Source organism: Caproiciproducens sp. (assembly GCF_053840905.1).
The window spans coordinates 1-23,352 of the sequence record NZ_JBNLXQ010000004.1; the positions used below are offsets into that span (position 1 = coordinate 1).

Annotated in this window: 24 protein-coding genes, 1 tRNA gene, 1 pseudogene and 1 riboswitch; of the genes and pseudogenes, 16 read left to right on the top strand and 10 right to left on the bottom strand. The window is 43.2% G+C overall.

The features are described from left to right. A partial coding sequence (locus ACQGQ5_RS04670) for a hypothetical protein (protein WP_455735434.1) occupies window positions 1-554 on the top strand: 554 nt, incomplete at its 5' end. Window positions 555-632: 78 nt separating this feature from the next. Here the strand turns inward: ACQGQ5_RS04670 and ACQGQ5_RS04675 are convergent. Further along, window positions 633-1,238 carry a hypothetical protein gene (locus ACQGQ5_RS04675; RefSeq protein ID WP_455735435.1) on the bottom strand — a complete coding sequence of 202 codons (606 nt, stop codon included), beginning with the start codon at window positions 1,236-1,238 and terminating at the stop codon, window positions 633-635. An 18-nt stretch (window positions 1,239-1,256) separates the two neighbouring features. Next, complete coding sequence (locus ACQGQ5_RS04680) at window positions 1,257-1,703, bottom strand: cell wall hydrolase (protein WP_275714745.1); 447 nt, start codon at window positions 1,701-1,703, stop codon at window positions 1,257-1,259. Window positions 1,704-2,295: 592 nt separating this feature from the next. Here ACQGQ5_RS04680 and ACQGQ5_RS04685 point away from each other — a divergent pair. Further along, window positions 2,296-2,384, top strand: a tRNA-Ser gene (locus ACQGQ5_RS04685). 160 nt (window positions 2,385-2,544) lie between these two features. Here ACQGQ5_RS04685 and ACQGQ5_RS04690 read toward each other — a convergent pair. From ACQGQ5_RS04690 to ACQGQ5_RS04715, 6 genes are all read right to left on the bottom strand, one after another. Then, window positions 2,545-3,792, bottom strand: a complete 1,248-nt coding sequence (locus ACQGQ5_RS04690; protein ID WP_040658479.1) for a tyrosine-type recombinase/integrase — start codon at window positions 3,790-3,792, stop codon at window positions 2,545-2,547. Window positions 3,793-3,940: 148 nt separating this feature from the next. Then, a complete protein-coding gene (locus tag ACQGQ5_RS04695; protein ID WP_040658478.1) occupies window positions 3,941-4,159 on the bottom strand; it encodes a helix-turn-helix domain-containing protein in 219 nt (72 codons plus the stop codon). 12 nt (window positions 4,160-4,171) lie between these two features. Then, complete coding sequence (locus tag ACQGQ5_RS04700) at window positions 4,172-4,540, bottom strand: type II toxin-antitoxin system PemK/MazF family toxin (protein ID WP_081579547.1); 369 nt, start codon at window positions 4,538-4,540, stop codon at window positions 4,172-4,174. A 647-nt stretch (window positions 4,541-5,187) separates the two neighbouring features. Beyond that, a complete protein-coding gene (locus ACQGQ5_RS04705) occupies window positions 5,188-5,607 on the bottom strand; it encodes a sigma-70 family RNA polymerase sigma factor (protein WP_455735436.1) in 420 nt (139 codons plus the stop codon). A 414-nt stretch (window positions 5,608-6,021) separates the two neighbouring features. Next, a riboswitch (cyclic di-GMP riboswitch) is annotated at window positions 6,022-6,108 on the bottom strand. Between the two features lie 15 nt (window positions 6,109-6,123). Beyond that, window positions 6,124-6,291 (bottom strand): hypothetical protein, encoded by a 168-nt coding sequence (locus tag ACQGQ5_RS04710; RefSeq protein WP_455735437.1) that lies wholly within the window; start codon window positions 6,289-6,291, stop codon window positions 6,124-6,126. A gap of 102 nt (window positions 6,292-6,393) precedes the next feature. Next, window positions 6,394-8,652: an ATP-binding cassette domain-containing protein gene (locus ACQGQ5_RS04715; protein ID WP_455735658.1), complete on the bottom strand. Its 2,259-nt coding sequence runs from the start codon at window positions 8,650-8,652 to the stop codon at window positions 6,394-6,396. 98 nt (window positions 8,653-8,750) lie between these two features. On the opposite strand from ACQGQ5_RS04715, the gene ACQGQ5_RS04720 reads away from it, so the two are divergent. Continuing rightward, the gene (locus ACQGQ5_RS04720) at window positions 8,751-9,689 is read left to right on the top strand and encodes a helix-turn-helix transcriptional regulator (protein WP_455735438.1); all 939 of its coding nucleotides are present in this window, start codon (window positions 8,751-8,753) and stop codon (window positions 9,687-9,689) included. Between the two features lie 11 nt (window positions 9,690-9,700). Here ACQGQ5_RS04720 and ACQGQ5_RS04725 read toward each other — a convergent pair whose 3' ends face one another. Next, entirely contained in the window at window positions 9,701-9,874 is a 174-nt protein-coding gene (locus ACQGQ5_RS04725; RefSeq protein WP_455735439.1) for an amidoligase family protein, read from the bottom strand. A gap of 180 nt (window positions 9,875-10,054) precedes the next feature. On the opposite strand from ACQGQ5_RS04725, the gene ACQGQ5_RS04730 reads away from it, so the two are divergent. From ACQGQ5_RS04730 to tet, 8 genes are all read left to right on the top strand, one after another. Next, window positions 10,055-10,252, top strand: a complete 198-nt coding sequence (locus ACQGQ5_RS04730; protein ID WP_455735440.1) for a hypothetical protein — start codon at window positions 10,055-10,057, stop codon at window positions 10,250-10,252. A gap of 22 nt (window positions 10,253-10,274) precedes the next feature. Further along, window positions 10,275-10,901 carry a hypothetical protein gene (locus ACQGQ5_RS04735; protein ID WP_455735441.1) on the top strand — a complete coding sequence of 209 codons (627 nt, stop codon included), beginning with the start codon at window positions 10,275-10,277 and terminating at the stop codon, window positions 10,899-10,901. A gap of 30 nt (window positions 10,902-10,931) precedes the next feature. After that, complete coding sequence (locus ACQGQ5_RS04740) at window positions 10,932-12,698, top strand: DUF262 domain-containing protein (protein WP_455735442.1); 1,767 nt, start codon at window positions 10,932-10,934, stop codon at window positions 12,696-12,698. Window positions 12,699-12,716: 18 nt separating this feature from the next. After that, window positions 12,717-13,415 carry a hypothetical protein gene (locus ACQGQ5_RS04745; protein ID WP_455735443.1) on the top strand — a complete coding sequence of 233 codons (699 nt, stop codon included), beginning with the start codon at window positions 12,717-12,719 and terminating at the stop codon, window positions 13,413-13,415. 69 nt (window positions 13,416-13,484) lie between these two features. After that, window positions 13,485-13,877 (top strand): hypothetical protein, encoded by a 393-nt coding sequence (locus ACQGQ5_RS04750; RefSeq protein WP_455735444.1) that lies wholly within the window; start codon window positions 13,485-13,487, stop codon window positions 13,875-13,877. A gap of 140 nt (window positions 13,878-14,017) precedes the next feature. Then, window positions 14,018-15,079 carry a hypothetical protein gene (locus tag ACQGQ5_RS04755; RefSeq protein WP_455735445.1) on the top strand — a complete coding sequence of 354 codons (1,062 nt, stop codon included), beginning with the start codon at window positions 14,018-14,020 and terminating at the stop codon, window positions 15,077-15,079. Window positions 15,080-15,151: 72 nt separating this feature from the next. Further along, a complete protein-coding gene (locus tag ACQGQ5_RS04760) occupies window positions 15,152-15,505 on the top strand; it encodes a macro domain-containing protein (protein WP_455735446.1) in 354 nt (117 codons plus the stop codon). A gap of 360 nt (window positions 15,506-15,865) precedes the next feature. Then, complete coding sequence (gene tet / locus ACQGQ5_RS04765) at window positions 15,866-17,836, top strand: tetracycline resistance ribosomal protection protein (RefSeq protein ID WP_455735447.1); 1,971 nt, start codon at window positions 15,866-15,868, stop codon at window positions 17,834-17,836. A gap of 24 nt (window positions 17,837-17,860) precedes the next feature. Here tet and ACQGQ5_RS04770 read toward each other — a convergent pair. Beyond that, window positions 17,861-18,204, bottom strand: a pseudogene (locus ACQGQ5_RS04770) (type IV secretory system conjugative DNA transfer family protein); the annotation flags it as partial. A gap of 150 nt (window positions 18,205-18,354) precedes the next feature. On the opposite strand from ACQGQ5_RS04770, the gene ACQGQ5_RS04775 reads away from it, so the two are divergent. The 5 genes from ACQGQ5_RS04775 (at window position 18,355) to ACQGQ5_RS04795 (ending at window position 23,146) form a co-directional block, all read left to right on the top strand. Further along, window positions 18,355-19,593: an MFS transporter gene (locus ACQGQ5_RS04775; RefSeq protein ID WP_455735448.1), complete on the top strand. Its 1,239-nt coding sequence runs from the start codon at window positions 18,355-18,357 to the stop codon at window positions 19,591-19,593. 82 nt (window positions 19,594-19,675) lie between these two features. Beyond that, on the top strand, window positions 19,676-20,020 hold the full coding sequence (locus ACQGQ5_RS04780; protein ID WP_312644858.1) for a GIY-YIG nuclease family protein: 345 nt from the start codon (window positions 19,676-19,678) through the stop codon (window positions 20,018-20,020). Next, window positions 20,017-20,481, top strand: coding sequence for a DUF6530 family protein (locus tag ACQGQ5_RS04785; RefSeq protein WP_455735449.1), 465 nt, complete (start codon window positions 20,017-20,019; stop codon window positions 20,479-20,481). Before ACQGQ5_RS04780 ends, ACQGQ5_RS04785 begins: the two co-directional genes overlap by 4 nt. Before the next feature lies 1 nt (window position 20,482). Then, entirely contained in the window at window positions 20,483-22,516 is a 2,034-nt protein-coding gene (locus ACQGQ5_RS04790) for an AAA family ATPase (RefSeq protein WP_455735450.1), read from the top strand. Window positions 22,517-22,549: 33 nt separating this feature from the next. After that, a complete protein-coding gene (locus tag ACQGQ5_RS04795) occupies window positions 22,550-23,146 on the top strand; it encodes a helix-turn-helix domain-containing protein (protein WP_455735451.1) in 597 nt (198 codons plus the stop codon). The last annotated feature ends 206 nt before the right edge of the window (window positions 23,147-23,352 follow it).

Here is a 23,352-nt window from a genome sequence, read left to right on the forward strand (position 1 = left end):
TAACGGGCAGCAGCGTGTCCTACACCGTCACCGACAGCGACGGCGTATGGTTCTATTCAAACGCGGGCAGCGGCTGGCAGAAGACCTCCGCGGGGGGCGTCGCCCCCACCCCGCTGGAACAAATCGATATCCTGCGGCTTCTCGGCAGTGTTTCCGGGCAGAAATATGTACGGGAAACGGTATTGGATTCGCAGAAAGTACATAAAATAGAACTGACCTTCCAGAATGAAGTGCTGCGAAGTACGATTGAAAATATCGTCACCGCCACGGGCATGTCCCAGGGCTCCCGGACGGTCGTACAGACCCTGCTGGACAGCGCGCCCCCCATTTACGGCTACTGCTATGTCGACGAGGCTTCCAGCCAGATTGTGAGGGTGGAGCTTGACGCGACCGAAGCGGTCAACAGGATTTTTCAGAATATAGACGGAAGCGGTACCGCGGTGACTGTCTCCAAATGTGAGATCAGCGGAAATATCGAAGGCATCGGCAAGGCGCCCGCTGTGGAGCTGCCCGCCGACGCCTCGGCCGCCCGAACGGTGCAAGCCGCCGGTTAGAGCAATCGCCGGTTTCACTCCCTTTTACGGGCCCTGCGGCTTGCATGGGCCCGTGAAGGGAGACAAAACACTTCCGAATTAATAGTAGAATCTGATAAACTTGATATTGTAGAAATCGCACGCAAGAATATCGTCGGTCCGGGTCTCCCGGATCAGAATATAGTTGATACCGACCCCCAGCAGGGTACCGGTCCGGTCCGTCAGCGTATTGGTTCCCACCAAAAAAGTAACGAGTACCGGCCGGCCGATCTGCGTTCTTAAAAAACCGTTCAGATATTGCAGACTGTCCGGCGTAACCACGCTCGGGGGCATCCCGGTCTGAACCTGTGTCGCCGACGTTGTCGGCGCCTGGCCGCCCGCCGTCTGAGGGACCCCGTTTCCGGACTGCCGCATGATCCCTATGTCCGACTGCGGCGCCGGCATCTGCGGCATAACGGCACCGGTTTGCTGCCCGGTCCCTGTGCCTGTCACGGATTGCAGCATCCCCGTCTGCGGAAAAGTAGCCGCGGGAAACTGCTGGGCTGATTGCGCAGGCTGTTTTTGCTGTTGGATAGGATTCATATAATTGTAGCTCGCAACGCCTTCCATGACGGACGGCGTATTTTTCATGGTTTCCGCTGTGGGATAAAGCGCGGCCTGGCATGGGGGCATTTTGTAATCGCCGACCGCATTATTGTCCATCATTTTGATTCCTCCTTAGAATCATGTAGTCGCGTATACTGAGGTAGGAGAATAGTAGCAGTGCTGATTAATTCTGTTGAAAATCACGCCGGCTCCTCCCGGCGGGAAGTAAGGCGGACATTGGGGATTAAACGGGTTGAAGTAGAAAAGGGAGTTTCCGACACCGGAAAAAATGTTCCCCGCGATCGCCCAGTCCGCGATGGCATAGTGGACTTCCTCAGGGTCCATATTCCATACGTTCTGAGCATTGTAAGCGCCGGCAACTACCTCTTTCATGCAGGTAAACTGGCCCTGCTGTTCAATAATAGCGCGGATATCGCCGCCGTTGCTTACGCGGGCGAATTCCCCGTTGGGGACCTGTGCGCGGTTGACAATCACGGAAGCGACTGCGCGCATCCCGTTGTCTCCTTCTCCGCCCGCTTCGCATTTGATTAGTTTTGCTAAAAGTTCTCTTGTTGTTAATGGCATATTATCACCTGATTTTAGAAGTTGTCTAATGGCATAATATGTTCTTTACTGCTCTTCCGGCACAACATCCTACGCTGTGCCGGAATTTTTTACAGTCTTATGAAACTTGAAAAACACTTGACTTTTACGTCCCGAATCTATAAAATGTATAAGTGGCTCTACAGTAGCCGCCGGAATTCTGATCATCAGCATTCCTAAGGTGAGGTAAAATTGAATACGGAAGCGTATCGAAGTGGTCATAACGGCCCTGACTCGAAACGGGCTTGTCCAAATCCGTGACCAAAATCCGGAAAAGCCCGTGCTTCCAAGGCTTCCGCGCCGCAAAACTCAGGAATCCACGGCTCTATTCTAACACGTTTCTAACGCCTGTACCACCCTGAAAAACGGGGTAAAATTGAATATGGAGAGGTACCCAAGTGGTCGAAGGGTCCGCACTCGAAATCCACTCGGTCAGTTGCCTTGAAAATGCAGGAAACCCTTGAGTTTATGCGGTTTTGCGGGATTTCAAAAAATTAGCTTTTTAGCGATTTCTACGGTTTTTCTACACTTTGCCTTGACTTCTACGCGGGGCTTGGTGTATTAAAATAAATATGGAGGCGTATCGAAGTGGTCATAACGAGCCTGACTCGAAATCAGGTTGTCCTCACGGGCACGTGAGTTCGAATCTCACCGCCTCCGCCAGGGGCCTGTTTGCGGTCAATGTCCGCAACAGGCCCTCCATTTTTTTGCCTTTTCTACGCTCTCTTTTGAGGGCGTTTTTTTGTTTGTGTAGAAAACGGATATGCCTGAGCCCTTGCCCTATAAGGCTTTTCCGTATTCCCATAAGGCAGTCCGTAGAAAATTAGTTGATTGCTGCAAGTCCAGTAGGTTCTGCCACTCGGTTTCTTTCAAACATCCCATCCATAACCAATCCGGATTCGATCTGTGCGTGGAAGTCCAGGTGAGAATAAATGTCTGCTGTGGTCGAAAAGGTGCTATGCCCCAGCCATATCTGGATTTGTTTCATTGATATCCCATTTGCAAGCAGTAAGCTGGCGCAGGAATGTCTTAAATCGTGGAAACGGATTTTTTTGAGGTCGGTTTTTTCAAGCACCCAGCTAAAGTGATCCGTTACATAATTAGGGCGCATGAGCTTCCCTGTTTGGTCGAGGCAGATGTAGTCGAGATAATCCCGGCAGTAAGAGCGTTTGAATAGCTTTCTGTACATTTCCTGCTTTTCCTTTTCTGCAAGCAGTAGCTTTTCCACCGATGGCAGCAACGGAAGGGTGCGGAAGCTGGATTTGGTTTTCAGTACATCTTCCCCGACCGTTATGGTTTTGCCATCTACCGTGTCCTCAATCACCTTGTGCTTGATGGAGATGGTTTTTTGTTCGAGGTTGATCGCATCCCACTTTAATCCGAGAACTTCGCTTCGGCGTAAACCATAGTAAGCTGCCAGCTTCACACAAATCTCCAAGGGATCATCTGATATCGCATCAAACAGTGCCATCATTTCCTCTGCGGAATAAAACTGAGCCTGATATATATTCTTTTTTGGTCTGTCTACCCGGTCAGCAGGGTTACTGTCGATGATCTCCTTTTTCACCGCATTCTGTAGTGCTCTGCGGAGGACTGCGTGATAATGGATAACCGTGTTCGGTGTGTGGCCCTCATCAAAAATTGATTGATGGAAGTCCTGAATATGCTGTGGGGTAACCTCCCCCAAGGTGATGTCCAGCTCGATAAAGTACCGATTGATTCGACCATCCAGCATGGTTTGATAGCCTTTAAATGTTGTTTTGGCTATCGTCGGCTTTGCTTGAATCAGCCATTTTTGAAGGTAGTCGGTAAACAATACATCCGCTTGAGGATTTCGTTTGCCCTCGATCAGTTCTTTGGCTCGTTCCTCGGCTTCGCGACGCTCCTTTTCTTCCTGCTCCTGTTCATACTCCAACCGGATTTGGTCAAAGGCTTTCTTAGCTTTCCTGTCGCTGGTTCCCGCTACCGGCAGTCCGGTGGGAATCCACTTGGTTTTTCTTTTTCCGTCTACTTTGATATAAAGGACGGCGTAATAAGTATTGTTCTTTTGCTGTAGGCAGCCTGTTATCATTGTTATCCTCCTTTGAAATAACAGCGTATTTGCCTACCATTGACAACATCACAATACCACAGAAGGCATAGGATAGCTACTGTTTTACGCGGAAGCAATCCAACGGATTTTTCTACGGTTTTGGGTCAATAATAAGCAAAAAACCATATCAACCAATCTTGATATGGCACATTTCTTCACTCAGCAAATATTCAATGACGCATGCTTTGGGAATCTTATAGGTTCGTCCAATGCGAACACTATGTATCTCTTTTTCCGAAAGCAATTTATAAGCCAGTTTCCGGCTGATGCCGCCGAGCATTTCTCGTAATTGATTTACCTCGACTACGTCGGGGTATTTTTCAAACATGATTGTTTTGTTGTTCATAAAAATTCCCCCTCATAATAAAAGCGCCGGACTTAGTCCGACGCTGATAGAAAGTGCTTGGTTGATTTCTTCCATAGCCTGTTCATCCAACCTGCCGATCCAGCCCCGAAGCCGTGTCCGATCAATGGTGCGTATCTGCTCCAGAAGTGCAAAGGACTCTCTGGACAATCTGCCCGCTCCAGTAATAGTTGCATGGGTGGGCAGAGGTTTTTTGGGTCTGCCGGTGATGGCACAGACGATGGTGGTGGGACTGTGGCGGTTGCCTATGTCATTTTGCAATATAAGTACGGGACGGATGCCCCCTTGCTCACAGCCCACAACAGGGCTTAAATCGGCGTAGTAAATATCGCCGCGGCTGATTCCTTGTTTTATCATGTTCAAATTTTGCACCTCCTTGGTTTGAGTTTCCTCTGCTTTTCTTAATGGCACAAATATAGGGATCGCTCTACTGTGAGCTTTTCCGCTGGCAGAGCGATCCCCATCGCTTCTGACATTAAGTCTTTTTTCTGTAATAACGGTGCTTAATTCGACACTACTCCCCAAGCACTCTGTACAGAGCATATGGTGCTTTGCACAATAAAGGCGACGGCCTGAACTGCGGCTGGCTTCACCGCATCATGGGAATCTCACCCCCGCCAGGATCTCTGCCGGCTGCCCTCATTGCGTGATCCCCCGGTCAGGGGGGCTGTGACTGGACAGAAGTATCAATATAGGCTGACGGAGTCATTGCGAGACAGGCTGCCACAGCCTGTTTTCCGGTCGGATGGGTACCGCTCTGCACCTTATTTGGCCGTCTTTGATAGGAGCAGAAAGAAACGAGCGAACAAAAAAATAAGTGATTTCACTTTTCTTGCTGCCTGCCTACAGGTGGTCTTGGCGCATCCTCCGGGGTCGCTTTTCCCTTTCAGGGTCCGTCAGCTAATGTATTCAGGTCATCGGATATGAAATTTTCAAAGTACGATTGAGGGAATGGGAAAAACCCCCTCACTACTAATCCGGTTTCGTGAGGGGGTCTACAAAAAATATTTTTACTTTTCCATCATTTTTTTTAGCTTCAGCCGAATCTGACGGTCCCGATAGCTGATGGTCTGCTGCTTGATTCCGGTTTCTCTCTCCAGCTCCATCTGCGTTTTTCCTTGATAATACAGGGAAAAAATCAGATTCTGTTCCTCTTTGGAAAGTTGTGCTATGCATTGACGAAGCCGCTGTGACATGAGCTTGTCCACTACCATATCCTCCACACGGGGCGAAAGCAAATCAGGGATTGCATCCTCACCGTTGGTTTCCTCCGTATCCAAGGCACTATAATAAAACACGCCATGTGCTGTGTCTTTTTCCTCCAGATGTAGTTCACGGCGCTTCATGCGGTAATAGGTTAGATAGATTTCCTCGGTGACAGGGACGAGCTGCCCCTGCACCTTGATTCGATATTCCTTCTTTTCTGCCATATGGCTTGTCCTCCGTTTTCTGAGATTTTGATGGTGAGTCAAAATGTCAGAAGCGGAGGAGAACGGCAGTGCGGGTTCGACACGCTTATATATAAAACAACTCCCAAATCCCCTTTATTTGGAAAATTCAGTCGTTGTATGAGTTTTTTTGTCGAAAGAAAAAAGTCAGTACGTTGCCCTTGGCAAAATACTGACTTTTTTAGAACAGGCTTATAAAATTGTACGAGTGGAGGGTGATATGTACGGATTGCACCGTCTTTAGTTCCACCTCCTATAAAAGGGAATGCAGATAATGCCCATACGGATACCCCCCTTCACCACGGCGTATAGCGAAAGCCGGTATCCTGATACCCCAAAAAGCCATAAAAGATGGCAAGGGCCTGCCCTCTTGGGAGAGGGCAGACCCTTTGCGGTTTTGGCAGCCAGACTATCATAGCGCATAAGCGCCTTAGATCCTCAGCTTTGCGTCCCCGGCTTTTGCCGGGTTTGCCCTTGGCCGTATTTATTTTGTAGCTACTATTTTGTTTTTCTGGCGCCTGCGGAGTAGAAGTAATACCACTTGCCAACAATCTGGAGCCACTTGCCTGATACCAGAACACCGTCTGAGGTGAAATAGTATGTGGCATCGTCCTTTGTAAGCCAACCAGTCGCTACCTTACCGTTTTCGTTGGCAAAGACAAACATTATCGGTAGATATCCATTCGTCAAAAGCCTTGTCGTTTGGAGCTGTACCTGCGGTAATCGCCACAACAACGGTTCATAATTGTTCGTTTGCTACCCAAATATTTATCTTTGATCACCTAAATACCGTTTTAGGTAGATACCCGTAACGGACTGTTTGCAGTTAAGTAATTCTTGCGGGGTGCCTTCAAAAATAATTTTTCCGCCTTGCTCACCAGCTCCGGGACCTAAATCAATTAACCAATCCCCATGACAAATCATCTCCAAGTTGTGTTCAATCACAATTAAGGTACTGCCATGATTTAATAGTTCCTCAAATGCGGCCAACAAGGTTTGTATATCAGAAAAATGAAGTCCGGTTGTTGGTTCGTCAAATACATATACTTGTCCACGTTGCTCTAATTCAGCAGCTAATTTTAATCGTTGTAACTCACCTCCTGATAATGTGGTAAGTGGTTGTCCTAAACTTATATATCCCAATCCCACTTTTTTTAGCTGACTCAATCTGTTGGTAATGGACGGTTCTGAAAAAAAAGCAACTGCCTCATCAACATTTAAATTAAGTATTTCACTGATGTCTTTACCATGATATGAATATTTAAGCATTTGCTGAGTAAACCGTTTACCATTACAGACCTCACATACATCAGTGACGCTTTCCATAAAAGCTAAGTCCAGTTCAACTAAGCCAAGCCCTTTACAATTCGGACAGGCTCCTTTGGAATTAAAGCTGAAACATGAACTATTCACACGATTCTCTTTCGCAAATAACTCTCGGATATTATCAAAAATACCCGTAAATGTAGCAATATTTGATCGACGATTTGTTGTAATAGGTTTTTGATTTATAACAATGCAGTCGGGATAGTGTTTCGGCAATACTTTATTGAATAAGGTACTCTTTCCAGAACCCGCAACCCCTGTAACAATCGTCATGACACCTTTCGGTATTCGCACATTTACGTTGTGGAGATTAAACATGGAAGCATTTTTTATTTCCAGCCAACCACTTTCTTTTCTGTTTCTGTTTTCTATTTTGTGTTTTTGTAATATATATTTCGATGTTAATGTTGGCGTTGCATAAAAAGTTTTAATATCTCCTTGAAAAACAACTTCTCCACCGTTTTTTCCCGAACGTGGCCCCATTTCTATGATGTTATCTGAAATTTGAATAACATCGGGATCATGCTCCACAATCAAAATTGTGTTTCCCTTATCACGAAGTTTGACAAACAGTTTATTGATTTTGTGAATATCAGCCGGGTGAAGTCCTATGCTCGGCTCGTCAAAAATGTAAATCAGTCCGTTAAGGCTGCTCCCCAGTTGCCGAATCATTTTGATACGTTGGGATTCTCCACCTGACAAAGTTGATGTAGCCCGATTTAATGTCAAATATCCCAACCCTACATCTTTAGCAAAAGCGAGTTGCTGTAAAATAGCTTGTGTTACGGTGTCCACTTGGTGAGCATGAATGGTTTCTATAAAATCAATTAGTTCCATGATTGTCATATTGGTACAATCAGTAATATTTTTTTCATTGATTTTGCAGTTTGATACTTTAGGATTTAATCGGCTTCCATGACATACTGGGCAATCTTTTTCTATCACAATCCTATCTATATCCTTTTGATATAATTTTGCATCACGGCAGTTTTTTGATAAAAATGTTCTTTTGATACGCGGGATAACTCCCTCATACATAGAAGTGGGGGGCCATTCGCTTGTTGGGTTTTGAGGCTTGAATCCCGATTTATATAGTAAGGTATCTAATTCGTCTGGCGAATAATCTTTTAGCTTTTTATCATTGTCGAAAAGGCCAGTATGGATATAACGCTTCCAACGTACACCACCGGGGTAAAAGGTTGGAAATTGAATAGTACCCTCATTGAGAGACTTTTCCTTATCCAGTAACTGCTCAATATCAAAACCTTGTACTACACCGAGACCTTGACACTCTTTACACATTCCCTGCGGATTATTAAATGAAAAAACATCGGAATAGCCTACAAATGGAGTGCCTACCCTTGAAAATAAAAGCCGTAGCAGACTATAAATATCTGTAACTGTACCAACAGTAGACCGAACATTATCCCCAAGCCGTTTTTGATTGATAATGATAGAAACGGATAAATTTTGTATTGACTCTACATCAGGTTTTCCATAGTGGGGCAAGCGGCTCCTAATAAAGCTGGTGTATGTTTCATTCAACTGTCTTTGTGATTCCGCGGCGATAGTATCAAATACTAATGCCGATTTTCCAGAGCCGGAAACGCCGACAACGGATGTGATCTTGTTTTTATGGATAGTTACAGTTGCACTCTTTAAGTTCTTTTCTTTTGCTCCTGTAATAATAAGTTCATTCATCAAAATAACATGGCCTCCAATCTTGAATTATTCGTAAATGTATTATATAATAAAACCATGACAAAACCTGTCATGGTTTTATTAGAAAGAGGTAGAAAATGAGTAAAACAACGAAATTATTTGATTTGTTGCTTTATGTAAATACAAAACGATATTTTACAGCAAATGATGTTGCTGAAGAGTTTGATATTTCTGTCAGAACAGCACATAGATATTTGTTAGAATTAGAAGAAATGGGCGTACCTTTATATACAGAGCCGGGCAGAAATGGAGGGTATCGCATTATATCCAGCAGGGTCTTACCCCCAATCATTTTTAATGAAGATGAAGCACTTGCTATCTTTTTTTCATTTCAATCGCTCAAATACTTTAAGTCCCTGCCTTTTGAAGTAGATATTGAATCTGCGTCCAGAAAGCTATTTATGCAACTGCCAGAGGATGTAAAAAAGCAAGTGGAAAATTTAGAATCTACTTTGCTGTTTTGGAATCACAAACGAGATACGGATACACCACTTCTAAAAACAGCCATTCAAAAGGCATCTCAAAAAAAGACAATCGAAATAAAGTATCAATCAAAGAGAGAAATTACATTCAGAACAATAATCCCTATTGGCGTATACGCAAATCATGGAAAATGGTATATGCCTGCGTATGACTGTCAAATTGGAGAAATGCGTATATTTAGAGTAGACAGGGTTTTAGAGATTAACGATTCAGAAAAGGAGTTCTCTCCCCCCGATACAACGCTGTATGACATATTGCATTCGTATGTAATAAAGGAACCTATCCACATATATGTGAAACTTTCAGATGAAGGAATGATTGCCTGCAAAGACAATCCATATTTTGAAACAAGCATTTGCAATAATTCTGATGGTGTTGGTGGGTTTATCGACCAAACAATAGACCGTTCAGATTTTGATTATGTCAGTCATTTTTTTATGGGGTTAGGTATAGAAGCGGAAGTTATACTGCCTTTGGAAATGCGAGATAATATACGCAAGATGGCGCAGAATACACAAGAACAATATAAATAAATTACCTATGTTCACTCCATCTTAGCCACAATAATTTGTAGTTTACAAATATAATAGGCATCGTAGAAGCTGCCCTCATATTCTTTTGTCGTGCCGAAATGTTCGGCAATCACCTCGGCGGCGCGGCTTCGTGTAATCCCGGTCATTTCAATTTCAATCCCGAAATTCTGACCCTGTATCTCCATTTACCCACCGCCTTTACCACATCCTGTGCTGCAGGGTAAGGTCTTTTTCCTGTGACAGCCCCGCTGTTTCCGCAGCAGAGTTGATGAATCCACACAGCCGTTCCCTGCGCCAGGTATGTTTTTGATGTACTTGAACCGCATGACCCAAGCCGTAAGGATAATTACCCGAAAGCCGTTGGATTGGCTAAGTTTGCAGAGAAACACGGAGAGCATTTCGGACGTATTCAATTGATCCGCAAGGTAAAGGGTGCGGATAGGCGAGATCATTTCTATCGCTTGGATATGGGAAAACTGAGCGTGAGGAATAGGGTGCGCGGTGTGACATCTAATGCCGAACTCGACAGAATTTTTGATGAGGATGCAAAAACGGAGGAATAGGCTTCAAAAAGGAGGAAACATCGTGGCTAATTGTGAATATCGATATCCGGCGCTGACCGTAGAAAGAAAGCATGGTGACGAGTGTTTCCTGAACGGCGGCTGCTCCGCTCATCTTGTAGACTTTTGGAGATGGGCATACTCCGACCTAATGGGAAATACGGAGCGAGGCAAACTCGCCGAGTACATTGTTTCTCTGGCGATGCACTGTGCCGATGGTGTTAGTAAGGGTTGGAGAGCCTTTGACGTGTTGTCACCCGAAGGTATAAAGATTGAAGTGAAAACCTCAGCCTATTTACAGAGTTGGGCGCAAAAGAAAATCTCCGACATTCGTTTCAGCGTTCGGGAGACATTGGCTTGGGATTCAGCCACTAATGCTTATGCCGAAATCGCTATGCGCCAAGCGGACGTTTATGTGTTTTGTGTTGAAAACTGCAAAGAACAGAAAGCGGTAAACCCGCTTGACTTAGCACAGTGGGATTTTTACCCCATTGCCACAGGAATTCTGGACACTGCCGTTAGCAATCAAAAATCAATTGGGTTAAATGCGCTGTTGGCCCTTGGTGCAAAGAAGTGTTCTTTTGCCAAATTGCGAGACATAGTGATCGCATTGGCAGAGGCGCCTATTGCAAGAAAATCAGAAACTAAATAATAGACCAATAAGATTATTTGGAGGTACTCTATGGCTTTTCAAACTGCACTAACAATCAAGGAAACGATTGCTAACATTCATAGCAAAAAATATTTACTGCCGTCTATTCAACGGGAGTTTGTCTGGGATGTAGACCAAATAACCCAGCTATTTGACAGCCTTATGCTTGGCTATCCTATAGGCTCCTTTCTGTTTTGGGAGGTTAGCCCTGCTAACGTGAAGGAATTCGTTTTTTACGAATTTCTCCGCAATTATCACGAACGGGATTGTCGGCACAATCCGAAAGCAAGTATTATCGGCAGCGAGACCGTCACTGCTATCCTTGATGGCCAGCAACGATTGACCTCGCTTTATTTAGGGTTAATGGGGACATATGCCTATAAAAAGCCGTATATGCGATACGACAATCCCAAAGCGTACCCACTGAGAAAACTTTATCTGAACTTGCTGAAAAAATCGGATGATGATGACTGGTTTTATGATTTTGCATTCCTTACTTCTGATGAGTGTAAAAATGACGATAGCCACTACTGGTTTTTTGTCGGGGATATATTGGGTTTTGACAAGCTGTCCGATGCGATGAAGTACCTCCAGAAAGTCAACAGCTATCTTGTTAAAATCGGGCAAGGCTCATATGACGAGGATAAAGCTGAGTTTGCTACCGAAACACTTAGTAAGCTGTGGCAAGCGATTCACGCTGATGGAACGATTAGCTACTATCTTGAAAAGAGCGATAAGCTGGACAAAGTCCTTAATATCTTTATTCGTGTGAACAGCGGCGGAACACCGCTCAGTTACTCCGATCTTCTTCTTTCTATTGCTTCCGCGCAATGGGACGACCTGGATGCCCGGGAGGAAATCCACAGCGCCGTTGACGAGATAAATGCCATCGGCAGAGGGTTCAATGTCAACAAGGATTTTATACTCAAAGCCTGTTTGGTTCTGTGCGATTTCCCTGACATAGCATTCAAAATCGATAACTTTAATCACACTAATATGATGAAGATACAGTCGGAATGGTCGAATATTATGGCTGCCCTGCGAGAAGCGGTAACCCTTGCTGCCAGATTGGGTTTTAACAGAGATAACCTGACATCAAATAACCTGTTCATACCTATCGCCTATTATATTAAACACATAGGCTTACCGGCAAATTTTGCGGCATCGCCCAAAAATGCTGAAAACGTAAGGATAATTAAAAAATGGTTTGTAAGTGCCATGCTGAAGCGTGTATTCAGCTCCCAGCCAGATGGTGTCCTGCGTCCCATCAGGGAGATAATCGCTAAAAGTGATGGTTCGATCTTTCCGCTTGAACAGATTATCGAGCGGTTTAAGGGAACAAACAGAACGCATGAATTCACTGATGCTGACATTGAAAATCTGCTGTATCTCAAATATGGACAAGGTGATACGCTGACAGTAATGTCGGTTCTCTATCCTTGGGCGGACTTGCACAATCTATTTCATATTGATCACATTTTCCCCAAAGCAGAATTCACAGAGCGCAAGCTTCGCAAGATGGGAATTTCTTCAGATGGAATTTCGGATTTCTTGGAAAACTTCAATTACATAGGCAACCTTCAATTACTTGAGGGGCTGGACAATACATCAAAGACCAACAAGGATTTCAAGAAGTGGTTTGAGGATAATTTGCCTGCGGAAGAGGCAAAGACTGCATATCGTCAAAAACATCTGATACCCGATGGTGTTGATCTTGCGTTTACAAACTTCCCGGAATTTTTAGAAGCCCGTGAGGCTTTAATAATAGATAGGTTAAAAAAGGAACTGCAAAGATAGTATGTGAGAAAAGGATGGATGATGAAACTGAAAATTGAGGAGTTGTGGTATTCTACCTGCCAAGAAGATTGGCTGATTGCTGAGGATTGTTATTGGAATCAGGTTTCTGACGCCAATAGAAATCTGGAAAAATCGCTTGAGGCATTAAATCCAGATGATATAAATCAAATGAAGGTTGAGGCATTTTATGTCTTTCTCCACGATACTTACTTCGTCTGGAAATATACTGCAAAAAATCGGCTTGCAACCACTCGTATGCAGTTAAAGAGGCATTTGATTGATATCACGGCACTGGCTGAGATACAGAAAGAGTTGTTTTCTTTTGATAAGGCGCAAATTCGCACTGGACTTGAGGTCGCAAGCAGAATCCGAGGTTTGGGTATCGCCGGAGCGTCAGGATTACTTTCAGTTTTATTTCCTGATTATTTTGGAACTGTTGACCAGTTTGTAGTGAAGTCCTTGTTGTGTATCGACGAGTTAAATGAGCGTAAAAGCATTGTTCGGATGCGCCCAGAGGCACTGACGCTTGCAGATGGCGTAGTGCTTGAACAACTATTGCGTGCAAAGGCAGACGAATTGAATCGGATATTCCAGACTTGTACATGGACACCAAGGAAAATTGATAAAATCCTCTGGGCCTATCGTGAAAAGGGTGAAAATCTGCCCCATATCGATGAAAAGCCGAATCTGAAACGGCATAGCGAAAATCGGATTTAAGCTCGCTTTTGCTGGAAAGAGGAATATTAGAAAAAATTATTGCAGGATAAAGTAAAAGGAGTGCTAATCATGAAAATCGTATCAAATTTTAATGAGTTAATCACAAACAGCCAAACTTTAGATGGATACCTCCGTTCTCAAGTTGACCCGGAATATGATTTTGCTCTTAACTTAATCAAAAAAGGAACTTGCTTTGTTGCGGTGGGAGTTTCCGGTGCTTATAAATTTTATCCCAGTCGGTTCATTGGTTACGCTGACAATTCAATGGATGCTCATTTGAACAACGTGGAGAAAGACGGGAAAGAAACTAACCCGGCTATATCAAAAATTTTGGGCGCTAAACCTTTGATTAATTCCATCTTAAATCAGGAATATGCAAGATACTGCGAAGCATTGGGCTTTGTGCCACGAGATAAAGGCGCATTTGGAACCGAAAGAAAGTTCTGGGTAATAGAAAAATGATTAACAGGAGCCAACACTATGTACGACTTAGATAAAATACTGGATGAAGTGCGCACGAAGTACTATGCGTCGAAGATTTTACCGCGCCCTAATATCTTATGGTCTGATGAACATGGACAGCCATCAACGGCAAATACGATTTGTATAATAACCAGATCACTGTCAGCCGGGCATTTAATAGTAATGATATTTCTTATGAAGCCTTAGCGTCCGTCGTTTATCACGAAAGCCTGCACCAAGATTTTGCAGATCATGACCGCAAATTTATGCTGAGGGCAAATAGATTCCCTAACTACAAGACATATGCAAAAGAACTGGATGAATATCTTAGCGATTACTCACTTAACTTGAAATATGACAAAATAATAGCTGATTATTCAAAAGGTAAAAACGAGGTGGCTTTTGTTATCATTCCTTATCTGGAAGATTTTCAAAACGCCTTTACTTTTTATGATGGGAATATTTATATTGACACAGAAGCGCAGGTTTCAAATGTTTCAAAAAGCAACTTGACAATCTTTCTGATAGACAACGGGAAAAAATACCACATCGTTGCTTGGGCGGAGAATGCAGAGTTTTTTAAGGAGCAAAAGCAGATACTTCATGGCGATTTCGGAGGGCTTGACTTTTCTTATAGGATTTCGACTTTGAGGGACAATGTAAAAATTCTTTTTGATACAACGTGTACCTATGCGATTTGGAAAAATGCGTTTCCTGCTTCTTTAGAGACTGATAAGTTTTGCGTCTATAATATTGGAGCGGATCTAATACAAGAAGATATAAAATATATCAACTCATATTGCGAGGGCTTTTATGAATTGGGGATGGCTCCTTTCGCAATAGGGATAGCCGCTCCATATGAGCAGCTTCCGTACAAAGAATTATATGAGATAGCTGTCAATGAAGCTGGGTTTCGGGGAATATGGGCAGCAAATGCGCTTTGCAAAATAGATTTGAATTACGATACGCTCTTTAATAGAGCTGATGCTCTGAGGGATAGCGGACTTATTACATTGGCTTATAATGAAATGAAAAAGGCGTATTCCCTGGCAAATAAAAATCCTAACTGTACCGCAGAATTAATTAAATTATGTGCGATGGTGTCAGATTTCTCTCTCGGCAATCAGTTGATTAAAGAACTCTCCGGTTCAATTGCTGTAGATGAATATCTTGCCAACAGTATTGCCCACCTTCAGAAGTAAAGGCATCATATAATTCAGCGAAGTTAAAGAAGTAAATGAATAATCGCTGATGACAAAAGAGGAGGTGTGTTAATGCCATTTACTATTGTCCGCCAAGATATAACGAAGCTGAAAGTTGACGCCATCGTCAACGCAGTCAACACCGAATTGCAAATGGGCGGCGGGGTCTGCGGAGCGATATTTAAAGCGGCGGGAGCGACACAGCTTCAAGTTGCCTGCGATAAACTCGCACCGATTAAGACTGGTGAAGCCGTTATTACGCCGGGGTTTAACCTTTCGGCGAAGTTTGTCATTCATGCCGCGGGTCCGGTTTATCGACATTGGAATGAGGAGCAGAATGAGAAGTACCTCCGTGCCGCATACACGAATTCGCTGAAACGAGCCGTTGAAAATAATTGCGAAAGCATAGCCTTTCCACTGATTTAGCCACTTTGGTAGCGATGTTAGCGATAAGTGAACTTGACAAATCCAGTGTTCATAAGGTAACATAAGAAAAGCACTAAAAGGAGATTAATTACTATGCGGCAAGGTATTCTTAAATAACAATCAACTGAATGATGGTAGGTACGAATGATTTGGCCTTATTACATCTGTTGTAATGGGTTTGGTTTTTGTACCTTAATTTAAGAATACTTTCATATTTTATGGATCCGCCATGCTGTAGAATTCTCTTTCTAACAGCTTTTAATGTCGTACTCATAATTGTTATGATAGCAGTCCCCTGTGATGAAAGTATTTCAATCACAGGGGACTTTTATCTTTTAACGATTATATGAGGTGTGACTTATGAAAATAATGAATATTGGCATCTTGGCTCATGTAGATGCTGGAAAAACAACATTAACAGAAAGTATGCTCTATGCCAGCGGTACAATTGCTGAGTCCGGGCGTGTTGACAGGGGTTCAACGATTACAGATTCTATGGCACTTGAAAAGCAAAGGGGCATTACAATTCAGGCATCCATAGCATCTTATCAATGGAGCCATTTCAAAATCAATTTGATTGATACGCCTGGACATATCGATTTTTATTCAGAGGTAGAGCGCTCATTGAATGTGTTGGATGGCGCTATCTTGCTGATCTCTGCCAAAGACGGCATTCAGGCACAAACACGTATCCTTTTCGATGCAATACGAAAAAGGAAACTTCCTGCTTTGATTTTTATTAATAAGATCGATCAACCGGATATTGATCTTGATTCCCTCTATGAGGATATCAGAGCTAAATTGTCCTCTCATATCCTTATCATGCAGAGCATTACAAATGGAATCTCTCTTTTGCCCAAAACTCTGAATCCGTTGTCTGAAGAATTTAAAGACACGATTATTGAAACGGATGATGCTTTGCTAAAAAAATATGTCATGGATCAGCCTATTACGGCGGAGGAACTGTTAGAGAGCAGAAGAAAAAATATAAATGACGGTACTCTTTTGCCTGTTTATCACGGCAGCGCTCTGAAACATATTGGCACGAAAGAACTCATGGATGCGATTCTCATGGAATTCACTCCATTTATGTCCCCACCCAACTCTAATCTTGCTGCATTGGTATACAAAGTTGAAAGAGATGATAATCGAAACAAACGCACATATATGCGCATTTTTGGAGGTTCCATTAAATCACGTGACGTACTAACCCTGCAAGATCATTCTGACAATATAAAAATTAAAAAATTAGAGACCTCAAGCAATGGAAAAATGGTAGAAACCGAAAAAGTCGAATGCGGTGATATTGCTATTTTTCCAAATGAAATGCGACTAAAGATTGGGGACTCCATAGGAACAATTCCTGAAAGGAATTTGATTCTACACAACAATAATCTGATCATGCAGGCGAACATTTCCCCTGTCCTTTCTTCCGACAGAACTTTTCTGTTAGAAGCCTTATCGGAACTGGCGGAAACAGATCCTCTTTTGCAATATAAATTGGATTCCAGAAGCAACGATATTATTATGGAGTTCCTCGGAAAAGTACAAATGGAAGTCATCGTTTCTTTGCTACAAAACCGATACCATCTTCAGGTCAAAATCGAGAATGTAACAACTATTTATAAAGAACGGCCTTTGAAAAAGGCAGACTTTACTGCCCATATTGAGGTCACCCCTAATCCTTTTTGGGCATCCATAGGATTGTCAATCGAACCGCTTCCCATTGGAACTGGACTGCGCTATGAAAGCAAAGTGTCCTATGGATATTTAAATAAATCATTTCAGAACGCCGTTGAAGAAGGTGTTCGATATGGTTGTGAGCAGGGGTTATATGGATGGGAAGTAACAGATCTCAAAGTCTGTTTTGAATATGGCGTATACTACAGTCCGGTAAGTACCCCTGCTGACTTTCGGCATTTAGCTCCTATTGTATTTGAGCAAGCCCTAAAACAGTCAGGTACGGAGTTGTTAGAGCCCTGCCTGTCATTTGAGCTTTATGTCCCCCAAGATTGCAATGCGCGTGTTTACAATGATCTGAAAAAATTTCATGCAGATATTGTATCAATAAAGACACAGCACAACGAAATCGTAGTATCAGGAAAAATTCCGGCTCGCACATCACAATTTTATAAAGAGCAGCTTTCGGAGCTTACAAAAGGTCGCGGAGTCTTTTTAACAGAACGGGCAGGGTATCAGCAAAACACCGGTGAAATCTTTACTCAGGCCAGAAAACCGGATGATCGATTGGATAAAACTCGTCACTTGTTTGATAAGGCGTATGACGAGATAGGCAATGAGGGACATCAATCTGGCATGAAATTCATGTAGCCAAAGGAGGAGAGAGAAAGTGGATAACTTAAGGCTGACCATAAAATATTTAGTCAAGTCTTCCTCGGGAAGTACAATAATCAGCGCGGATTTTTCATTGCGAATTTCTCGGTATCAATGGTTGTTTCAATGCAGAGGATTTGCTCCATTTTCGAGTCAAGAAAGGCATTTAAATGGGACAACACGGTGGAGAGCACCGACACCATGGCCTGCTCCGCGGAGTTGAGAGCGGTTCCCGCAAACCAGCGGGCCTTGTGGTCGGGCGGTAGCTTTTCCATGAGGAGCTGGAACTGGCTTTTGCCCTTTACCTTGCTGGGGGTCAGCCAATCCCGCACCAGCTTGAGCACGCTGATGATATGGCGGCAGTACACCTTATGCCCATCTTTTTCGGTGGGCGGCAGATATTACGCAAACGGCTTAGTTCCCTCCGTAACCCTGTATCATTGAAATGGTCTACGGAGCGTGGATTGTTCTATATATCATATCCTTTTACAATAAGTAAGAGGAGGTAAATGATTATGGATAATTCAAAAATAACCATGACAACAGAACAAAAGTGGAAATTACCATTTTTTCTGATTGTTATTGGGCAGTCTATTTCACTAATTGGGAGTTCCGCTGTTCAGTTTGCATTAATTTGGTGGATTACCAGCGAAACAAATTCCGCATTGCTCTTGGGGTTATCTGGTATGGTAGCTTATGTTCCTGTAGTTTTATTCAGCCCAGCTGCCGGGGTTATAGCTGACCGGTATAATCGAAAGGTCATTTGTATTTGTGCTGACCTGTTTGTAGGACTGTCTGCCGCTGTATTTGCGCTTTTATTGTGGCTTTATGAGATGCCAATTTGGATTTCGTTGCTTGTACTTTTAATGCGAGCGATTGGGAATACATTCCATTGCCCGTCTATTCGTTCAATTATTCCGCAAATGGTTCCTGCGGAGCAGCTTGTACAGGCAAACAGCTGGAATCAGATGATGCAGTCTGGTTCCTATATACTTGGGCCTATTTTAGGTGCAGCCATGTATGCAGCTTTCCCCATAAATGCCATATTGCTTACTGATCTTACGGGAGCTATTGTGGCTTGTTGTTTATTAGGTGTAGTAAAAGTTCCGAAGCTGATAGCAAAAAACAAAGTAAAGCAAAGCTTTAAAGACGATTTCAAGGAAGGATTATCGGTGTACGCCGCAGATAGAAAACTGCTTGTTATCATTATAGCCGAAACTTTGTGTTTGATTTTCTATATGCCTTTGACAACTTTTTTCCCGCTAATGATCAGCAGCCATTTTCACGCGGGTGCATGGTATGCCAGTGCAGGGTCTTTGAGCTGTGCGCTGGGTATGATGGCAAGTGCCATACTACTTAGCAGCAGATTGAGAGTAAAGAACAAACTGAAAACGGCTTATGTTGGTCTTGGGATTATGGGAATTGCTGTTCTGTTCTGTGGCTTACTGCCATCATCGCTTATAGCGTGCTGGCTTTTCATTTTTGCCTGTGCTTTTATTGGCGGAGGTGGTAATATCCATACCATACCATTAACGGCTTATATGCACGAAACCATTTCGCGCGAAAAAATGGGCAGAGCATTTTCTTTGCTATCAGTAACTTCATCTGTGACAATGCCGATTGGACTTGCCATAGCAAGCCCGGTGGCCGAAATTATCGGTATTAGTAAGTGGTTTTTCATTTCAGGCATTGGGATTTGCCTTATTACTTCAATTGCACTGCTTTTCCAAAAAAAGATCAAATGGGACTTTTGAATAACCCGCGCTCTGTTTTGTCTACGGAGCGTGGATTATTTTTTAGAGCATATAAGTGTATACTAAAGTCGAGGTGAAAACAATGGATATAAAAAGAAAAAAAGAACTTTTGGAATCCTATAAAAACAGGCATCCGGAAATGGGTGTAATTTCTTACTGCTGTAAAGAAACCGGCGAAATATTCTTAGGTATTTCCAAAGATACAAAGGCGGATTTTAACGGCACTAATATGAAATTGTCAGCCAACTGGCACCCTAATAAAAAATTACAGGAACTTTGGAACAAATATGGCCCGGAAGGCTTTGAACTATCAGTTATCAAAGTGCTAAAGTATGATGACCCAAGCGAAGATCATACAGCAAAATTAGAAAGTTTAAGAGAGCAGTGTCTCGCTGCTAATCCAAATGCAAGGAGGATATGGCGATGAATGAAAAAATTGTTATGGTGTCGAACGATTATGACCTCATAGACGGTAGAAACGCTTATCAATCTGACATCAAAAGCTTAACATTAGGTGAACCTATGCTGGATGAAAATAAAAAAATGCAGATTGCCGCACAGATCTGGAAAACCGGTAAAGATGGCGAATTGTTTTTGGCACAGGAGCTACCTATCCATCAAGTATTTGACTTGATGATCTTTTTATCCAGAACATTGCTTTATTTTAAAGAGGCTTACCGGCTTCCGCTTTTATATGACCCGGAAAAACCCACAGTGGAACGAGTTGGGGTACAAGGTGGGGTATTACCTGTAGAAGTTTGTGTAGATAATCAAAACATCAATGAGGACATTAAAGCATTTGCCCAAAGTCTGAATGATTTAGGGGAATTGGTTGGAGAACGTAAGCGGGTCCTTAGCCGCATTTTAGAAGAATTGGAGTTATATTAATATGAAACAGACTTGTGTTTTGTCACCTGCCAGACAGCTGACAGAAGAGGAGCAATCCCTTGTCTGGCAAAAACCTCCTTCGCATATTGAAAGTGAAGCAGAAAAACGTATATATCAAGAAGTAGTAAGGAATTGGAACCGCGGTGAAATGAAAATCAGTACAGTTTTACTGGAGGGCGATGCAGGATCGGGGAAAACCCAGCTTGCCAAAGCCCTCTCTGCTGATTTTAACCTGCCTTATACGAAAATAACCTGTTTTGCAGATATGGATAAATCCGATGTGTTGGGCTCTATTTTACCGGTATTATCTGAAAAGGATAAATCAGATACGGTTGAATATTGCTATTATCCATCAGAAATTGTCCGCGCTTATGAAAATGGATGGCTCTTGGAGATTCAGGAACCGACAGTCATCCGGGACGCCGCTGTTTTAATGGCTCTAAATTCTGCACTGGAACCGGATGGTAGTCTAAACTTACCCACCCGTATCGCACATAGGCATCCGGATTTTATTGCTGTTATTACAACAAACCGCGGCTACAATGGCTACCGCCCTTTAAATGAGGCTTTGCGTGATAGAGTGCAACATGCAGAAAAACTGGATTTACCACCCAAAGAAGTTATGATGGAACGGGCCGAAGCTAAGACCGGTTATCGATCTGAAAATGTTCTTTCTCTTTTAGCCGAAACAATTATGCTGCTGGATGAAACAGCTCGGGCTAATGCAATTAAAGGTGTGGCTGGGATGCGCTCCTATATCTTTTGGGTTGATGCTGTCGCAAGTGGTGCACCAGTGCGAAGTACCCTATATCATAAGGTGCTCTATAAAATTACCACTGACCCACAGGAGCTTGCCATTTTAGAGCAGGCACTGGTAAGCCACGGTTTGACAGATAAGCTTGAAGAATTAGATATTATCTGTCATTCTCATCCGGATGGGGAGAATTCGGAAGTAATGGAACTTCATATTTCAGGAAACGGAGAATACTCTGCAGAAACAGATAAAGCTGATAAAAATGCAATCCGTCTGAGAAAATCAGCAGACAGTGAGGGGCATTCGGATACGAGCAGCGATAAGAATTCTGATGTGTCAAGCAATGATAATGGAGAAAATGGCACTCCAGTTTACCATGAGCTGGATAAACCCGTTTCAAATGAACAAAAAAGGGAATTTCGCAAACAATTAAACAAAGAAGCCCGGCAAAGTGTTCAAGGCAGCTGCCATGAAGATATTAAGCTTATTGTCCACCGCCCGGAAGCTGCCGCTCAGGACAGAGAAGAATATAACAGCATGATTGCAACTTTGATGCCAGTTATTCGGGAACTAATCCGAAAAACAAACCCGCTTTTAGAGCATGAAGTTTCCGCTGAATTTGCTAAATCTCAGCTTTATGGCACAAAATTCTGTGCGGATCAGGCTGCTTCTTTGGATTTCCGCGTATTTGCCCGCAAGCGCCCACCTGAGGAAGAACCCTCCCTTGCAGTTGCTCTCAGAATTGATGAATCAGCATCAATGTCAGCCTTTGGCCGTTTAGATGCAGCAAAACAGGCCGCAGTCGCTTTATATGAATTCTGCACCGGGTGCGGCATTCCGATCATGGTTTACGGGGATACAGCAGACCGCTCCAAGCTGGAGCAAATGTCCGTCTATGCCTATGTAGACTTTGAAAGCAAAGATGCAGATGAAAAATATGCTCTTATGAACATTCAGGCTCGCAGCAACAATCGGGATGGTATGGCACTACGGATTATTTCCGATAGGTTGTTTAAGGCACCGCAAAGAACCAAAGTAATAATCAGCATCAGCGACGGTCAGCCTAAGGCTATGCCCGATTATACAGGTGAAAAAGCAGCTCGTGATATGAAAGATACTTTGCAGGAATATAGGCGAAAAGGCATCCAGTTCCTTGCTGCAGCTATTGGGCAGGATAAAGAGGCTATCCGTGAACTTTACGGTGCTGAAAACACATTGGATATTACCGATTTGAAGCAGCTCCCGGCAAGATTGGTACAAGTAATCGCAAGGTTCCTGTAGTATGGTATACTAAGCAGAAATGGAGGTGGTGGCATGGATTGTGTGAAAATAGGCAATTTAATAGCCAAGCTGCGAAAAGAAAAAAACCTTACTCAGAAAAATATTGCAGATGCGTTGGGTATTCAAAATAAAACGGTTTCTAAATGGGAATGTGGTTTAGGGTGTCCTGATCTATCGCTGTGGCCGGAACTGTCTGCTATTTTGGGCGTTGATATGAAACCGATGATGGAGGGTGAAATTACATCAAACAAGCCAGATAGCGGCAACATTGATAAAATACGTTTTTATGTATGTCCTTCCTGCGGAAATATTCTGGTTAGCACAGGAAGTGCCTCTATTTTCTGTTGCGGAAGAAAATTAGAACGCATCCTCCCTACGGATGCGACTATTGCACCCAAAATCACAGTGGAGGAAATGGATACGGATTACTTTATCACCTTTGACCATCCAATGACCAAAGAACATTATATTTCCTTTATGGCCTTTGTTAAAAGTGACAGAGTATTTCTGAATCGCTTGTACCCGGAACAAAGTCCAAGTTGTAGGTTTCCTATAATTACTGGCGGTAAACTATATGTTTATTGTAATAAGCATGGATTGTTAGTATATGCAGATTACCTAACAAATTGAAAGACTCTGCAAGGAACAGCTGACATGGAGTGAGCAACTACCTCCGGTCATCGAAGAAATAATGCTTGGAAGCAAAACTAACTTGAGGATAACTCGTTCGCAACAAGTCGCCAGTTGATGAATGTGTACGGAAAGCCCGAAAAGCGGTATGAAGTCCGCAGCGAGGATAACGCCGTAGACGTATAGATTCACGATTGAGAGGTTCA